Source organism: bacterium, assembly GCA_026708055.1.
Lineage (GTDB): Bacteria > Actinomycetota > Acidimicrobiia > Acidimicrobiales > CATQHL01 > VXNF01.
Genome location: JAPOVS010000046.1, coordinates 1 through 15,386 on the forward strand (window position 1 = coordinate 1; position 15,386 = coordinate 15,386).

Consider the following 15,386-nt stretch of genomic DNA (forward strand, 5'->3'; position numbering starts at 1 on the left):
GCGCCCGAACACCTCAGCCTCTCCAACTCGGCCCGCCGGCCGCGGGTGACTCTCACCGGGGCAGCAGGACGGCTCATGTCGACACCCCACCACACCCCGCACTCAAACTACCGACACACCACTAGCGCTCACACGGCCACGACGCGGGACTCCAGCCGGTGCCCAACTGGGACGTCCCGGCTCTCGCGGGCGCGGGAGCCCTGCGTTCGACGGTCAACGATCTTCTGATCTTCCTGGAGGCCAATCTCGGGTTGCGCCGGACGCCGCTACGCGAGGCGATGGCGCGCACGCACGTCGCGCAGATCACCGATCCGGCGCTGGGAATGGACATCGGGCTGGGGTGGATAATCGCCGATGAGGGCGACCGCCGGTTCGTGTGGCACAACGGCGCCACCGGCGGCTACAGCTCGTTCATCGGCTTCGATCCTCAGGCCCGCGAGGCAGTCGTCGTCCTGTCGAACTCGGTGAACAGCGTCGACGGTCTCGCGTACCGGCTGCTGACCCACGACTTCGACGAGTGAGCGGACCGGCGGAGATGCAGCGGTCTCGCGGTCGGATTCCCCCTCAGCCGGCCGGAACGTCCTCGCTGGGCCCTGCCTCGGCGGCGCCGGGTGCCGTCATGTCGCTGTCAACCGAGTCGGCGGGACCGTCCTCTGCGGCCGCACCGCCACCGACGTTCTCGGGCTCGCCGGGGCGAATCACGCCGCACGCCACACGTTCGCCCGCACCGGGGGACTCGCCGTAGCTGTCGGGCTCGGCGTGAACGATGATCGCCGAGCCGTCGGCATCGAAGATCGAGTTCTCGGCGCCGGGGGTCAACGTCACCGCCGCGGTGAAGAAGTCTGCACGAGCGGTGCCGTCGGCAGCGGCGTAGATGTTGGGCAGATCGCCGGCGTGCCAGCCGCCCTCGTGCATGAACCCGTGATCGATTCCCTCCGGATTGAAATGGTCACCCGCAGCGCTGAAGTCGGGCTCGCATGCACCAACGGCGTGGATGTGGAATCCGTGACCGCCGGGTGACAGGCCGGTCACGTCGGCCTGCACAAGCACTCCGTTGGGGCCTTCGATGAGCGTGACGGTTCCCACAGCGCGGCCGTCGGGACCCACCAGATGGGCCGTGGCGGTGAGCGGGGCGCCGGCGCCGGTCTCGTCGGCGTCACCCTGTTGTGACGTGACCCCGGAGGTCGTGAGGATCAACAACAGACCCACGAGCAGAGGAACCGGAAGGAGGCGATGGCGTGTCATCGCGCGGACGCTACTTGGGCCGGACCGCTCACGCGGCGCAGCCTCGCGCCCCACCCGTCGAGGCCCGCCCTCATCTCTCCGCGTGTCGGCTTGTCCTGGGAGTTACCTGTCGAGGATGTTGGCTACTCGTGGGTCGAACACTCTCGTGAACTTGTCCAGGAGGTCGAGCATCCATGTCCGGGTCTGGTGTTGTTCCTCCGGAGGATCGTTGATCGAGCCGTCCTTCCTGATTCGGCTTCTGTGTTGACGATGGACGTCAAGCGTCTATCCTGTTTCTGGCGTGATCGTCGGATACAAGGACAAGAGGACCGAGATGTTCGCCGCTGGAGAATTCGTCCCGGCATTCCAAGGCTTCGAGCAACAGGCCACGAGGCGGCTGGCGACCCTCAACGCGGTGCCGTCGCTGGAGACGTTGCGGGCGCTGCCCGGTAACCGGCTTGAGATGCTTCGGGGTGCCAGGAGGGGCCAGTACTCCATCTGGATCAACCGGCAATGGCGTATCTGCTTCACCTGGTCCGGTGATCTGGGGCCAACGGATGTCGAGATCGTGGACTACCACTAGAAAGGAGGCTGTCACCATGTTCAAGCGCGCTGTTCATCCCGGAGAGATTCTCAAGGAGGAGTTGCAGGAACTGGGTGTGTCGCCCACCGAGTTCGCGCGCCAGATCGACGTGCCGCCCAACCGCGTCGGGCAGATCATTGTCGGCAAGCGATCCGTGACCGCCGATACCGCTCTGCGATTCGGGCACTGGTTCGGCGTCGAGGCCCAGTTCTGGCTGAACCTCCAGACCCAATTCGACCTCATCATCGCCGAGCAAGCCAACGGCGCGGCCATCCAGAGCCTGCCGTCAGCAGCAGCACGCGCCTAACCCAACGCCCGCCTCCTGCTGCACGCATCGCACCAGCCGCCGTGGTTCACCATGGACTTGGACCGAGAGTTGTTGTCTCGGTACCTCCGAAGGAGTGTCCCCGGAGTCCGATTGCAGCAGCGCTACGTCGCCTGTGTCGTGGCCCAGCGACCGGTGGTTCGTCTAGCTAGCCATCCGAATGCCGAGAAGAACGCAATTCCGAGGAGCGCCGAGTAGAAGATCGCTCCGTAGAGTTCGGGAGTCCTCAGTTGAGCACGATAGCGATCTAGCAGAATCCCCAAACCCGGTTCGCCCTGCCTGAAGAAAAAGTCGCCAACAATAGAACCGATTATCGATGCGCCTGCAGCGATTCTGAATCCGGTGAACATCGCAGGTAGGGCAGCGGGCAGTTGGAGCTTCCAGAATCGAGTTGCTCTCGATGCTCCTTGGAGAGAGAACAGGTCGTGCATTTCGCTATCGGCCGACTTGAGACCGAACAGCGTGTTGGTGATGATCGGGAAAAGGCAAATCATTATTGAAACGATCACGCGGCTTCGGAAGTCAAACCCAAAGAGCAGACCGAGCAGCGGAACGATTGCCAAGATCGGTATGACCTGCAACAGGACAGCGTAGGGGTAGAGGGATACTTCAATCCATGAAGCGGCGACCATGATGGTCGCGACTGTCACTCCAACGGCGATGGCGATGAACAGCCCGGTCAGTGAGACTTGGGTTGTGACCCACAGACCATCGAGCAGCTCTGCCCGCTTGCCGGCGTCGATGATCGATACGGACCAGACCTCATGGGGTGGAGGGACAAGAAACCGCCGCTGGGGCGACATAATCACGCCGGAGAACAGATACCAGAGCGTGATGAACAACCCAAGGGTTGCGACCGGGCCTACTATCCGAGCTGTGCCACGCTCCTGGATCCAGCTCCAGATCCTGCTTGGCGCCCCAACGGCAATGATTCGAAGAGTCGAAGTGGTCGGCGGATTATCACCGTCAACTGGATCCATTGTCAGACGCTTCTCGAAGCGCAGCCGCGCGGCGATTGCGCCATTCTGCCGCGACCCCATTTTGCGGCACCCTCCGGAGTATCTCGAGGGTCAACGCGCCAGGTAGGACATAGTTTCTGTTCCACGCCGCGGGATTCTCGGCGCCGCAGTAGAAGCTTTCCTCGAGGACGACCAGCGGATCACTCGGCTCGATCCGGAGGGCAACTGCAAGTTCGTCGCCTGCAACGGTTGCTGACACGGAAGCGACGGCGAACTGCAAGTCCGCTTGCTCTGCGAGGAGGTCGGTGATGGAGGACGAGAACTTGTCCGCGAGAAGGCTCGGGTCGATTTCAGATGCCGGCACGACGCTCTCCATGAGTGCGATCGGCTGATCGTTCTTGGTCTTCACGCGGGTGAGGACGGTGACAGCCGAACCAGGCGCGATATTGAGTTTCTGGGCCTGCTCGAGATCGGCGTGTGACTGATCGATCCGGATGTCTGTGGTTCCACAGGTCCAGCCTTGGCGCGCTGCCAGACTCTCGAATGACTCGAGGACCTCCAGCCCGAGCGAGGCGTGCGGTGTCGCGGTGAGCACGGTCTTTGAGCCCTGCGTTCGCTGCACGATTCCTTCGTGGACCAGATAGGTCATGGCTTCGCGAACCGTCGAGCGGCCAACATCAAAGATGCGGGCGAGTTCCGGCTCACTTGGAAGTGCCGCCCCGGGCTCGAGCTCTTCCTCGTCGATCATGTTCAGCACGGCCTCGACGAGTTGAACGTACAGAGGACGGGTGTCGGCACGGAGCGGTTTCGCCATCGGACTCATGCTCGCAGCTTATCTGATGTCTGAACTGTGCCGACCGGACGGCAGGTGGAACTCCGGGTGCTGAGGTGGAGGCGGTCGGCCTTGCCGCTGAAGGTGCGAGGGAACTTCTCGAGGATGTGCACACCCGCCGGGAAGAGCGACTCCTTCAGGCGCGCCCGGATGAACTCCTCGATCTCGCCTTCGTCGGTGCTGCGGGGAGTGGAGAGTTCCACGAAGCAGCGAACCTCCCCGTCGACGTCGATGACCACCGAGGCGTGGCGTACCGCGGGATGGTCGTAGGCGACGTCCTCCACCTCACGCAGGAACCCGCCGCGGCGCTGCGCGGCGTCGGCTTCCTGGACCCGACCCATCACCTTGATGTGCCCCCTCGCCGAGGCCACTCCCACATCTCCGGTGTGGAGGACCCCGCCGGCTGTGGTCTTGGCATAGGCCTCGGGCTTGTTGCGATACTCGCCGAAGAACCCGTCGGCCACCACGACCTCGCCGATGCTGCCGGTGGGCAGTTCCCGGTTGTCGGCGTCGGCCACGTAGGCCAGCCGGTCCGGGAGCGGTCTACCGGCGAAACCCTCGGGGGCGATCTCGTCGCCGGGGGCTCCGAGGACCATGAAGCCGCCGAGTTCGCTCTGGCCGTAGCTCTCAGCGAGGGGAATGCCGAGGTGCTCGCGGTAGTCCCGCTTGATGCGCGGCGCCAGCGGTGAGCCTCCCGACAGCGCCAGGCGCAACCCGTGTGAGGGCCTGTTCTCGCGGGCGAGGCCGACGACGTCGGCGAGGGTCAGCGGGTAGGCCACGAGCACGGTGCCGTCGTGGGCGGCGATGTCGTCCCAGATCTCACCGGGCGTGTGGCCGGCGGCGAGCACCACGTGGGCGCCGGTGTGCAGAGCGGGCATGGCGCTGGCCACGAGCTGGAAGCTGCTCGCCACCGGGGTGGTCGCCACCAGCGCGTCGTCCATCCCGTAGCCGAGCCGCTCGGCGATGCAGGCGGCCCCCAGCGTGACCGGGCCGCTGGTCAGCACCGCGCCCTTCGGGTCGCCGGTCGTGCCCGAGGTATACGACAGGAACAGGGGAGAGGACTCGTCGTGATCGTTCGGCGCGGTCGCCGTCCCTCCGGCACCGACGACGTCAGCCAGCCGCACCGCCTCGATGCCCAGGATCTCGGCCAGGCGGGGGCGGTTCTCGTCGTCGGAGACGACGACCGCCGGGTCCATGTCGCCCACGAAGTAGCCGAGCCGGTCGTCGGGCGTGCGAGCGTCGATGAGCGCCGGCAAGGCGCCGAGTCGCCAGACGGCGAAAATCGTCAGCCACGCCTCGATGCTGTCGGGACTGCAGATCCCGACGGTGCTGCCCTGCCCGACCCCCAAGTCGGCGAGAGTGCCCGCCACGACGGGAACCCGCTCGCCGACCTCGGCGTAGCTGACGGTCGTTCCCTCCCGGCTGAGCGCCGGCCTGTCGGCGTGGCGTTCGCAAGCCCGCTCCAGAACCCTCACGATGTCCATGGTTCTCGGCCCCTAGTTCTCTACGCGGATCCTGTCGATACCCGCTCTGGCGTAGTAGCTGTCAATGACGTCCATCGCTTGACGGCGCAGAGCCTCGACGTCGAGGTGCACGAACTCCCGATCTTCCACGACGACGCTCCCGTCGACGATGACGTGACGCACGTCGGAACCTCTGGCGCGGTGCACCACGCTCCAGACCGGGTCGAGGATCGGATCGATGCTCAAGCCCCGCGCCGAGACACAGATCAAGTCGGCGAGCGCCCCGACGGAGACCTCGCCAAGTTGGCCGCCGAAACCAACGGCCCTGGCGCCGTTCACCGTGGCCATGCGCAGCGCGACCGGCGGCGAGACCGCGCCCGGATTCTCGTTTCGGATCGACTGCAGCAGCACCTCTTGGCGCATCTCGCAGAACATGTCGGCCATCTGATCGATCCCCAAGCCGACGTTCACCCCGGCATCCATCAGATCCACGACGCGCGTGAAGCCCTTGGCCAGCTTCATGTGGTTGCTGGGACAATGCACCACGTGGGTGCCGGTGCGTGCCAGCAGGTCGATCTCCGCGTCGGAGAGCAGCACGCAGTGCACCAGCGTCACATCCGCGCCACAGAAACCCAGGCGATCCAGGAACTCGATCGGGCGGCAGCCGTGTTCGGCCTGGATGTTCTGGACCTCGGTGGCCGTCTCGGCGACGTGTGTGTAGAGCCGCAGGCTGTGGACCTCGGCGAACTCCCGGGCTGCGACATAGTCAGTGGGCGCGGCCTGGCGGAACGACACGGGTGCCAGCATGAGGCGCTCCGCCGGCACGCCTTCGTTGAGCAGCCCACGGATCCGCTCGAATCCGTTCTCGAGGCTCTCGCAAATCGGGTCGTGGCCCTGCGTCATGAGGCCCCGGGCTAGGTACCAGCGGATGCCGGTGGACTCGTAGCCGGCGATTGTGGCTTCATCGAGCCCGTCCCGATGGAACGGGTAGACGTGGTCGACGACCGTCGTCGTACCCGCGGCCAGCAGCCGGGCGGTGCTGTACGCCGCCATTGTCTCGTACTCCGCCGCCCCGGCCGCCTCGCTCAGCCGCCAGTAGAACCGCAGAATCTCGTCCAGCTTCAGACCCTCGCCCGCGTCCAACCCGGGAGTCATGTCTCGCAGGTGATCGTGCAGGTTCACCAGGCCTGGTATCACGATCGTCCCCGAGGCGTCCACGCTGCGGCGCGCCGCCCGCGCCGGGCCTCCAATGGCGACGATCCGTCCACCGTCGACGTAGATGTCGCCGGCGGTGACGGTGCCCGCCTCGTCGCAGGTGATGCAGAGACCCCCCGTCAGCACGAGGTCGACGTCACCTGGAGTCATCCCTCACCACCAGCCCTGCTCGGCCGCTGACCGCAATCCCGCACTGCCGACACCGTCGAGTCCCCAGCCGGCCAGGGTCCTGCCCTCGGTGGCGTAGTCCCTGCCCGACGCAACCGACGCCAGCACGATGAGGCTGTCCATCACCGGGGTGGCGACGCCCAGTTCCCGGCCCAGCGACGAGGCCAGCACCAGCGAGTACGGCACATCCTCGGACACGAAGCGATGATCCAATGCTCCCGGGCCGCAGGCGAACTCCACCCGTGCGAGCAGGCTCGACCGCACCGTCTCGAACAGGGTGCTCTCCTTCCGGTCGGCCAGGCCTTGAGCCACGAGGTAGTCCTCGTAGGGTGTCTCATTGGCGAGACCGAGGGCCCTGCGCATCGCTAGGTACTCCCCGTCGAGCGCCTCGATGACGTTGACGACGCCGGGGCTTCCGCCCGTGCCCCACAGGGTGAACGTGCCCTCGGGCTGCTGGATCGACCCCAGGTTCAGGAGCATGGCCGGCACGTGGTCGATGGCGTTGAAGTTCAGCAGCAGCGTCTCCCAGACGTTCTCCGCCCCACTGACCCAGGACCAGATGGCAGATGCCAGCCGTGTCACGTCATCGAGACGGCTGCTCGGCAGCGCGGCGACAAGCGTTCCACCGAGCTTCCGGGTTGCTCCGACCTTCCCCGGACCGGAGACGAACGCACCTGCATACGGCAGCGAATTCGTCTCACCGGCGGTGATGTCGGGGTGCCTGTTGATCTTCCGCAGAGCTGCCATTGCGGAGAAGGCGCCCCCGGGCTCGCCTACCCAGAGGACGCTCTGTCCGTCTCGCCACGCGGGCGCGAGGAGCGTCGCGAGCGGCTCGTGTCCGTACGACGGCACCGAGACGATCACCACGCTCGCGAGCGCGGCAGCTGCCACGGGGTCGGTCGACGTTGCCACGACAGGAGCAAGCTGCGACTCGGCCGCCGTGTCAGAGGGCGAACTGCGGAATGTCACCTCAATGCCGCCGGCGGAGTCGACGGCTTCGAGGGCGGTGCCGAATCGGGGCTGGTCCGCCAGCACGACCGGGCGGCCGGCCAGACCGAGTTCGGCGGCGATGGTCAGGCCGCCGCCGCCGGTTCCGATGACGGCGATGTCGCTGGGGATCCTCACGCGAGCTCTCCTCTGATAATGGGTGCGACGGTCTCGATGAGGGTCTTCGTGGCGGCCGTGTCACCCTCGCCGAGTTTCAGGATCGCCAGGTCCACGCCGAGGCCGCGGAGCTCGCCGAGTTGCTCGGCGACCGTCTCGACGGTGCCGCCGATGGCGAAGGCGCGGACCATGTCGTCGGTCACGTAGCGCGCCTCGGCCACGTCGGGGTCGTTGAGCGCCGTCCGAAGCGTCGCGACGGCGCCGGGGTCGAACCCGTAGACCGGAATCAACTCGTCGGCGTAGCTGCCTCCGGCCATGAGCGTGCAGCGCGGGCGGAGGCGGTCCATGGCCGCCGCCTCGTCCCGGTCGACCTCCACGTCCAACATGACGGCGATCTGGCACTCGCCGGGGTCGCGCCCCGCTCTCGCGGCGCCGTGGGCGACGCGGGCGCGGACGTAGTCGATGAAGTCGCGGTGGACGCCGTGCACGATGATCCCGTCGGCGATCTCCCCGCTCAACTCGAGCATGCGGGGGCCGCGTGCCGACAGGAAGATCGGCGGCGGAGGGTCGATCCGCCAACCCAACGCCGAGCCATCAGCGCAGAAGTAGTCGCCCCGGAAGTCCGCCGAACCCGAACTGAGCTGGCGGATGATCACCACCGCCTCGCGGAGCATGGTGAGCGGGCTCTTGGGTCGCATGGCGAACTGGCTGGGGAACTCGTGGCCTCCCGGGCCGATCCCGATGACCGCTCGCCCGCCCGAACACTCTGCAATGGTCGCCGCCGCGCTTGCGATGAGTGCCGGATGGCGCAACTGGATCGCCGCGATTCCCGTGGCCAGCCGGACCGTGGTGGTCCTCGCGGCGATGAGCGCTTGCGCGGCGTAGACGTCGCGCAGGAAGTAGTGATCGGGTAGCCACACATCCGAGAAGCCCGCATCCTCCGCGGTGACCGCCAAGTCGCAGATCGCGTCCAGAGGCTGATCCAGCCAGATGGCCAGTCCGTACTTCATGACAGCGATTCCTTGAGTTGGGCTGAGATCTCCCCGCAGAGGCTCGCGAAGTCCGGCTGGAATCGGAGCTCGTCGGTCCGGGGCTGGGGGAATGGCACCGAGAACTCTGCGACGAGCCGGCCCGGGCGAGGGGACATCACGAGAACCCTGGTCGACAGGAAGGTCGCCTCACTGATGGAATGGGTGATGAACAGCCCGGCGAAGCTCTGGTCGGTGAAGAGCCGCGAGATCTCACCGTTGAGGCTTTGTCGTGTGATCTCATCCAGCGCGCCGAAGGGCTCATCGAAGAGGAACAGCTCGGGCTCGAGCGCAAGGCTGCGTGCAACGGACGCCCGCATTCGCATTCCTCCGGAGAGCTGATTCGGGAGGTGATTCTCGAATCCGCCGAGCCGGACGAGTTCCAACGCGGTCCGGGAGCGAGCCTTCATGGTCGATCTGGCGACCCCCTGCAACTCGAGGAAGAGATCGATGTTGCGGTTGACGGTGCGCCACGGCAGGAGCGTTGCGTCCTGGAAGACGTACCCCAGCGAACGATCCGAACGGGTGACTGTGCCGCTCGACGGCTCGAGAAGCCCTGAAGCGAGGCGGAGGATCGTTGACTTGCCACAGCCGGATGGACCAACGATGGCGACGAATTCGCCCGCCGCGACATTGAGATCGATCTCTTCAAGAGCCTTGGTGCCATCGGGGAACGTCATACTCACGTTGTCGAATTCCAATGCTGACTCAGGCACGACAATCTCTTCCTGCGCTTAGTTCTGGCATGATTGACAACCTATCAGACATCTGATAGCTTCGTCTAGATGTCGCGGACTACGTCAAGCGGAGACTCTCGGCCATCCGAGCTGCTCCACGATCCGCCTGTCTCCGGATCTGAACCGTGAACCGACCGCTGGTCGTCGCTACCCGCTCGAACTTCCCCGGGAGCAGCCTCGCACTTCTGGAGGACTTGGCCGATGTCCGCGTCTGCGGCTCGGCGGGTCCGCCGACCCGGGAGGAACTCGTCGAGGCTGCCGGTGGGTGTTTCGGCATGATCTGCACGGTGGCCGAGCGCATCGACGTGAGCCTCCTCGAAGCGATCGGACCCTCTCTCCGGGTGATCGCGAATGTTGCGGCGGGCTACGACAACATCGACATCGCGGAGTGTGCCAGGCGCGGAATCGGCGTGGGGAACACGCCTGATGTTCTCACGGACGTGACAGCGGATCTGACGTTCGCGCTCCTGCTGGCCACGGCTAGGCGAGTGCCCGAAGCCGTCGACGCAGTGCGGGCCGGCGAGTGGCCGCCGTGGAATCCCGTTTGGATGTGCGGGACCGGTCTCACCGGCAAGACCCTCGGCATTGTCGGCCTCGGGAAGATAGGACGTGCGGTCGCCCGCCGAGCCAGACCGTTCGGGCTCGAGATCGTCCACACCAACTCGCGCGACGGCCTTCGGTTGGATGATCTTCTCCAACAGGCGGACATCGTGACCCTGCACTGCCCACTGAACGCCGCGACCCATCATCTCATCGGTGATCGCGAGTTCGAGGTCATGAAGCCGACCGCGATCCTGATCAACACGGCGCGTGGTGGGGTCGTCCATCAGGAGGCACTGGTGCGCGCGCTCGAGACGGGCAAGATCTGGGCAGCAGGCATCGATGTGACCGACCCAGAGCCGCTGCCTCCGACGAGTCCTCTGCTCGCACTTCCGAATTGCGTGGTTCTGCCGCACATTGGCTCCGCGACGATCGAGACGCGGACGAAGATGGTGGACATGGCGGTCAGCAACGTGATCGCCGCGATCCGAGGTGATCCGATGCCGCACTCGGTCGTCGAAGGGCGAGTCAGGTGAGGCGCGGTCACTTGAATCGGCGCACTGCCAGCCTCGGGGAGTAGCGGTGAATCCAGAGCGTCAAACGATTGGCGCCGAAAACCAGTTCCCCACCGTGCGAGCGCTCGATCCTCCGGAGTAACTCGCGGGCGAAACTCGATCGTGACTGTTTGGGCAGATCCAGCGAGCGCGCCATTTCGGTATCCACCAGCGGAGGGATGACATCGATCACCCTGACGTCAGTGCCGGCGACGGCGTGTCGGAGTGCGCCGCCGAACATGCGCAGGCCGGCCTTGGACGCGCAATAGACCGGTGTGGAGCCACGTGGGAGAACCCCGGCGACGGAGGCGATGTTCACGATCCGAGGCTGTTGTGACCGCAGCAGCAGGGGAAGGCACAGCGCAGCAAGCAGAATGGGTGCGGCGAGGTTGACGCCGAGTTCGCTCCATACCAGGTCAGGATCCCGCGCCAGCGACTCGAGATCGCCGCCCCGATTGACGCCTGCATTGTTGACGAGCATGTCCAGCCGGTCGGTCTGTGAACTGACGAAGTCGAAGAGTTCCTGCACGCCCCGCCGATCCGCCAGGTCGATGCGACGAACGCGAACGCTCGGGTGTGCAGCAGCGAGGCGCTCGACGCGGTCCGGAGACGATCCACAGGTGAGGACGACGTTCTCGTCGGCGAGTTCCTCGACGAGAGCGCGTCCTATCCCTGACGTGCCTCCGGTGATCAGGATTGTCTGCTTCTGGAACACGGGTTCAAATCCGGCAGGTGTGCTCGAGCAGGACTCCCATCGTCTCGGGGTTGGGCTCGGCCACGAGCCGATATGCCGCGGGCGCCTCGGATAACGGGAACCGATTGCTGATGAACAAGTCGATGTCGATGTTCGAGGTTCGCCGGAGCGCCTCGTTGAAGCGTCGAGCTCGCGTCCATCTTCGGCTCAGCGCGGCGTTGACGTTCACGACACTCGTGCTCACGACACGCTGGGACCGGAAGTGAAAGTGATGCGCGGGTCGCACGGTGAGGTCTTTCGTTCCGTAGTACGCCACGACGCAGATCGTCCCGTCGGCGCCGGTCACTTCGAAGGCAGTTTGCAGGCCCGCGGCAGCCCCACTTACCTCGAACGCGATGTCTGCACCCCTGCCCTCGGACAGTGCGTTCGCGGATTCGCTCGCCTCTGACGGCGCAACGCCGGCGGCGCCCAGCTCGCGGGCGATGCCGCGACGATGCCCGATCGGGTCGACGCCGATGACATGGGCTCCCATTCGGGTGAGTTCGTCCGTGACGATCAGGCCGATGATCCCCAGTCCGAGCACGACTACGACGTCGCCTCTGTATACCGGCGCGTCCATGAGGGCGTTGAGGGCGACGTCGTAGAGATTCGCGAACGCCGCCTGTTCATCGCTCACCTCGTCGGGCAGGGCGACGACGAGGTTCGGGTCGGCACGTAGCGTGAACGCGTCCTGGTGAGGATGACGGGTGAAGACGCGGCGGCCGAGCAGGTGCTGTGTCTTCCGGCCGGCCTCGCGCACTTCGCCGATCACCTGGTAGCCATACTTCACTGGGAAGCCGAATGAGCCCTCGCAGGTCTCGACCCCGAGTGGTTCATCGGGTGCACGCTGGCCGCGGTAGACGAGCATCTCGGTACCCGAACTGATGAGGGAGCACATGGCCTCGACGTAGACCTCGTGATCGGACGGTGCCCGCCCCGGGTATGTGCACAACTCGACGGTCTCGCGAGCTGAGAACCACACCGCCGTGCCGGCTCTCATCGCTCGAATGGGTCGTGCACTCGGAGCGGACAGCGTCTCGCTTGTTCTAAGGCAGAGAGATGGTTGGATCGAGGAACTCGTTGGTCACGAGATCTTCGACTGCAACGTTCGGGTCGATCACGTCGGAGCCTTGCCCCACGAAGATCGGCACGGCGATGTCAATCATCGTCTGGACCTGCCCGAGATCGATCTCGCCGACGAATCCCGACGGCCCGTTGGCCAACAGTCCATCGTCGATCATCACGCGATGAGCGAACTCCTCGGCCTCGATGGTGCGCGGCACCGGTGAGCCGAACGCCTCGGTCATCTCGGCGACGAGCGCGTGCGTCGCTGCAGGGTCGGCGACGTAGTCGACGATCTCCTGCTGGATCACCGGGACGAACTCGCGAAGGCAGTCGGCTTCTTCCTCGATGAGTTCGGAACGAACAGTCGGGATCGGGCCAAAGTTGGGATACCCGGCATCGCTCACGAGGATGTACTCGATGGGCTTCCCGTACTGCTCCAGGTTCGGGTACGAGTACGGATTGTCGGTCACGAACCCTTGGTTCACGATTCCGTCCTCGGCGACGAACCGGGCCGGCGAGAAGTCCCACGAGAAGTCGACCTGGTCGATGTCGAGCGCGCCGATTCCGGCGAGCCCTTCCGCGTAGACCGCGTTGCCGGCCACCAGCACCGTCGCCCCGCTCTCGCGGATGTCGTCGATGCTGGACACGTCGAGGTCGTCGGGATCCCAGAAGAGGATCTGCGGGTGGCTGACCATGGGTGCCATGATGGCGACTGCCGGGAACTCGCCGGATGCAGCGATCATCGCGTCGAGATTCTGATCGGCGATGAAGATGTCCCGATCGGCGTAGAGCATCGAGTTCGTTGCCTGGAATCCGGTGACCGGTCCGCCGGCTCGCACTTCGATGGTGAGATTCGGATCTGCCTTGGCCGGACCCCTCAGCGTTCCTCTGTCGGCGATTACCTCGCCATCGTCGATCAGTCCCCAGAACCAGGCCCGAGTCGCCTCGGGGAACCACCCGGTCTGAATGACCAGTGGGTTCGGGCACACCGACGCCAGGTCGATTCCGGCCGGCGCAGCTTCGGCGTCGGAGTCCTCAGCCGGTGCGGGCGCGGGTTCGGGTGCCGGCGCGGGTTCGGGTGCCGGCGCGGGTTCCGGTGCTGGCGCGGGTTCGGGCGCCGGCGCGGGTTCCGGTGCTGGCGCGGGTTCGGGCGCCGGCGCGGGTTCGGGCGCTGGCGCTGCGCCGGAATCGTCGTCCCCTCCGCACGCGGCGGCGAACATCGCCATCGCGAGCAGTAGGGCGATCCAGATTCGTACTTGCTTGTTCATGGGTCCTCCCCCCCGGGGGTGCCCCCCCACCTGTCCAACTCCCCCCACAGTAGTAAGATGTCTGATGCCTGACAAGGCGGCCTGCTACTAGTGCCACCAGTGCAGCTGGCAATGCCGCCAGTGGTGATGTCAGCGCTGCGAGTTCAGAGTCGGGCCAGGACGTCGCGGGCGGCAGCCAGACCCCTCGCGCGGACCTCGGCCTCGTCCACTGTGGTGAATTCGCCGTCGTCGAGGACGACCGCACCGCGAACAACCACAGTGGAGACATCCGGGCCGTTGGCGAACCAGCCGACCGTCGCCCAAGGGTCGTTGATTGGCTCGTGGTGAAGCGAAGATGTGTTAACCATGATGAGATCCGCAGGGTGGCCAGGCGCAAGGGTTCCGCTCCCGGACCGAAGAGCGCCAGCCCCCCCGCCCGTTATCAGCCTGAGCATGTCGCTCACGCTGACGGCAGCGGAATCGGTCAGCTGAGCGCGCTGCAGCAGGGTCCCGAAGCGAGCCACCTCGAACATGTCCTGGCCGGCGACGGCGCACCCGTCGCTGCCCGCCGCGACGGGGACCTCGCGGGACCGAAGGTCGGTGAGCCGCATGATCCCCGAACCCAGGAACGCGTTCGAGATCGGGTTGTACACCAGGTGCGGACGATGGTGGGCAGCGAGTTCGATCTCGGAATCGTCGAGCGCCACCGCGTGTGCCAGGACTGCGTTCGAGTCGAGGACACCGAGGTCGGCCAGCAGGTGGAGTGTGCGACGGCCACCCCGGAAGTGGCATGTCACATCGACCGAGAAGGAGTCCTCGGCGGCGTGGGTGTGCCATCGAACGCCGTGCCGGCGAGCAAGTTCTGCAGCCGCGACGAGGAGTTCGTCCGAACAGTACGCGGCATTGCCCGGACCCGGCCACAACGCCACCAGCCCACTCGACTTTTCCCGCATTGCTGCCTCGGTCAACTCGATCTCCTGTGCGTTGGTGTAGATGTGGTTTTCGGGAGGAGTCTCGAACGCCCGGGCGGCATCGGTCCGTTCCCCGATCATCACCCGCGCCACAGCGCCTGCCATGCCGACTCGTTCCATTGCGTGCGCCACGGCAACCGCATCCTCGGGTTGTCGACGGCCGCCGTAGTGATGATTGATTGCGGCGACAGTGCCCGAGCGGAGCGAATGAAGGGCGCCGAGTTCGCTGAGCGCAACGCTCTCCTCATGCCTGAGTTCCAGCGCGAGTGGGATCATGTGCCGCCTCAGCCAGTCCACAAGGCTGAGACCATCCCCCAGGCCGCGCGCAGCCACCTGGAACAGGTGCGTGTGTGCGTCGACGAGCCCCGGCAGGATGACGCTTCCCGAGGCGTCGATCAGACGCCCGGGGCGTGTTGCGGATCGATCCTCGAGCGGCCCGACTGCCGCGACCTGATCCCCGAGGATGTCGACGAATCCGGTCTCCGCGAATCCTGTCCCGTCGCCGATCGCAAGGATCGTCCCACCCTCGATACGAATGTCGGGCGCCGGTGGTTCGTGCTGGTTACCGGAGGCGGTCGGTCCGCCGCCCGTGCCCGCGCTCTTGCTCGGCTCAGACACAAGAGTTATCATACATCAGA

At 65.8% G+C, this 15,386-nt stretch carries 15 protein-coding genes and 1 pseudogene; 4 read left to right on the forward strand and 12 right to left on the reverse strand.

What is annotated here, in order from left to right:
• The first annotated feature begins 149 nt into the window (after positions 1-149).
• Positions 150-521: pseudogene (locus OXG55_09675) on the forward strand (serine hydrolase).
• 43 nt (positions 522-564) lie between these two features.
• On the opposite strand, the gene OXG55_09680 reads toward OXG55_09675, so the two are convergent.
• Positions 565-1,245 (reverse strand): superoxide dismutase family protein, encoded by a 681-nt coding sequence (locus tag OXG55_09680; GenBank protein MCY4103514.1) that lies wholly within the window; start codon positions 1,243-1,245, stop codon positions 565-567.
• 313 nt (positions 1,246-1,558) lie between these two features.
• Between OXG55_09680 and OXG55_09685 the strand changes: the two genes are divergently transcribed.
• Entirely contained in the window at positions 1,559-1,807 is a 249-nt protein-coding gene (locus OXG55_09685; protein MCY4103515.1) for a type II toxin-antitoxin system RelE/ParE family toxin, read from the forward strand.
• A 16-nt stretch (positions 1,808-1,823) separates the two neighbouring features.
• Positions 1,824-2,114 (forward strand): HigA family addiction module antitoxin, encoded by a 291-nt coding sequence (locus tag OXG55_09690; GenBank protein ID MCY4103516.1) that lies wholly within the window; start codon positions 1,824-1,826, stop codon positions 2,112-2,114.
• A gap of 122 nt (positions 2,115-2,236) precedes the next feature.
• Here the strand turns inward: OXG55_09690 and OXG55_09695 are convergent, their stop codons facing one another.
• From OXG55_09695 to OXG55_09725, 7 genes are read right to left on the reverse strand one after another with little or no spacing between them, the layout of a single operon-like run.
• Positions 2,237-3,172 carry an ABC transporter permease gene (locus OXG55_09695; protein MCY4103517.1) on the reverse strand — a complete coding sequence of 312 codons (936 nt, stop codon included), beginning with the start codon at positions 3,170-3,172 and terminating at the stop codon, positions 2,237-2,239.
• Positions 3,099-3,905, reverse strand: a complete 807-nt coding sequence (locus OXG55_09700) for a GntR family transcriptional regulator (GenBank protein MCY4103518.1) — start codon at positions 3,903-3,905, stop codon at positions 3,099-3,101. Before OXG55_09700 ends, OXG55_09695 begins: the two co-directional genes overlap by 74 nt.
• A gap of 5 nt (positions 3,906-3,910) precedes the next feature.
• Positions 3,911-5,407 carry a class I adenylate-forming enzyme family protein gene (locus OXG55_09705; protein ID MCY4103519.1) on the reverse strand — a complete coding sequence of 499 codons (1,497 nt, stop codon included), beginning with the start codon at positions 5,405-5,407 and terminating at the stop codon, positions 3,911-3,913.
• A gap of 12 nt (positions 5,408-5,419) precedes the next feature.
• Positions 5,420-6,751 (reverse strand): amidohydrolase family protein, encoded by a 1,332-nt coding sequence (locus OXG55_09710; protein MCY4103520.1) that lies wholly within the window; start codon positions 6,749-6,751, stop codon positions 5,420-5,422.
• A 3-nt stretch (positions 6,752-6,754) separates the two neighbouring features.
• Positions 6,755-7,894: an NAD/NADP octopine/nopaline dehydrogenase family protein gene (locus OXG55_09715; protein MCY4103521.1), complete on the reverse strand. Its 1,140-nt coding sequence runs from the start codon at positions 7,892-7,894 to the stop codon at positions 6,755-6,757.
• Positions 7,891-8,883, reverse strand: a complete 993-nt coding sequence (locus OXG55_09720; protein MCY4103522.1) for an LLM class flavin-dependent oxidoreductase — start codon at positions 8,881-8,883, stop codon at positions 7,891-7,893. The genes OXG55_09715 and OXG55_09720 overlap by 4 nt, the downstream gene beginning before the upstream one ends.
• Entirely contained in the window at positions 8,880-9,581 is a 702-nt protein-coding gene (locus OXG55_09725) for an ABC transporter ATP-binding protein (GenBank protein MCY4103523.1), read from the reverse strand. The genes OXG55_09720 and OXG55_09725 overlap by 4 nt, the downstream gene beginning before the upstream one ends.
• Positions 9,582-9,763: 182 nt before the next feature.
• Between OXG55_09725 and OXG55_09730 the strand changes: the two genes are divergently transcribed.
• On the forward strand, positions 9,764-10,714 hold the full coding sequence (locus OXG55_09730) for a D-glycerate dehydrogenase (protein MCY4103524.1): 951 nt from the start codon (positions 9,764-9,766) through the stop codon (positions 10,712-10,714).
• Positions 10,715-10,721: 7 nt separating this feature from the next.
• Here OXG55_09730 and OXG55_09735 read toward each other — a convergent pair whose 3' ends face one another.
• The 4 genes from OXG55_09735 to OXG55_09750 all read right to left on the reverse strand — a co-directional run bounded on the left by OXG55_09735 (position 10,722) and on the right by OXG55_09750 (position 15,366).
• A complete protein-coding gene (locus tag OXG55_09735; GenBank protein MCY4103525.1) occupies positions 10,722-11,447 on the reverse strand; it encodes an SDR family NAD(P)-dependent oxidoreductase in 726 nt (241 codons plus the stop codon).
• Positions 11,448-11,451: 4 nt separating this feature from the next.
• Positions 11,452-12,333 (reverse strand): zinc-binding alcohol dehydrogenase, encoded by an 882-nt coding sequence (locus tag OXG55_09740; GenBank protein MCY4103526.1) that lies wholly within the window; start codon positions 12,331-12,333, stop codon positions 11,452-11,454.
• Between the two features lie 178 nt (positions 12,334-12,511).
• The gene (locus OXG55_09745; protein MCY4103527.1) at positions 12,512-13,798 is read right to left on the reverse strand and encodes a hypothetical protein; all 1,287 of its coding nucleotides are present in this window, start codon (positions 13,796-13,798) and stop codon (positions 12,512-12,514) included.
• Between the two features lie 143 nt (positions 13,799-13,941).
• A complete protein-coding gene (locus tag OXG55_09750; protein MCY4103528.1) occupies positions 13,942-15,366 on the reverse strand; it encodes an amidohydrolase family protein in 1,425 nt (474 codons plus the stop codon).
• Positions 15,367-15,386 lie beyond the last annotated feature (20 nt).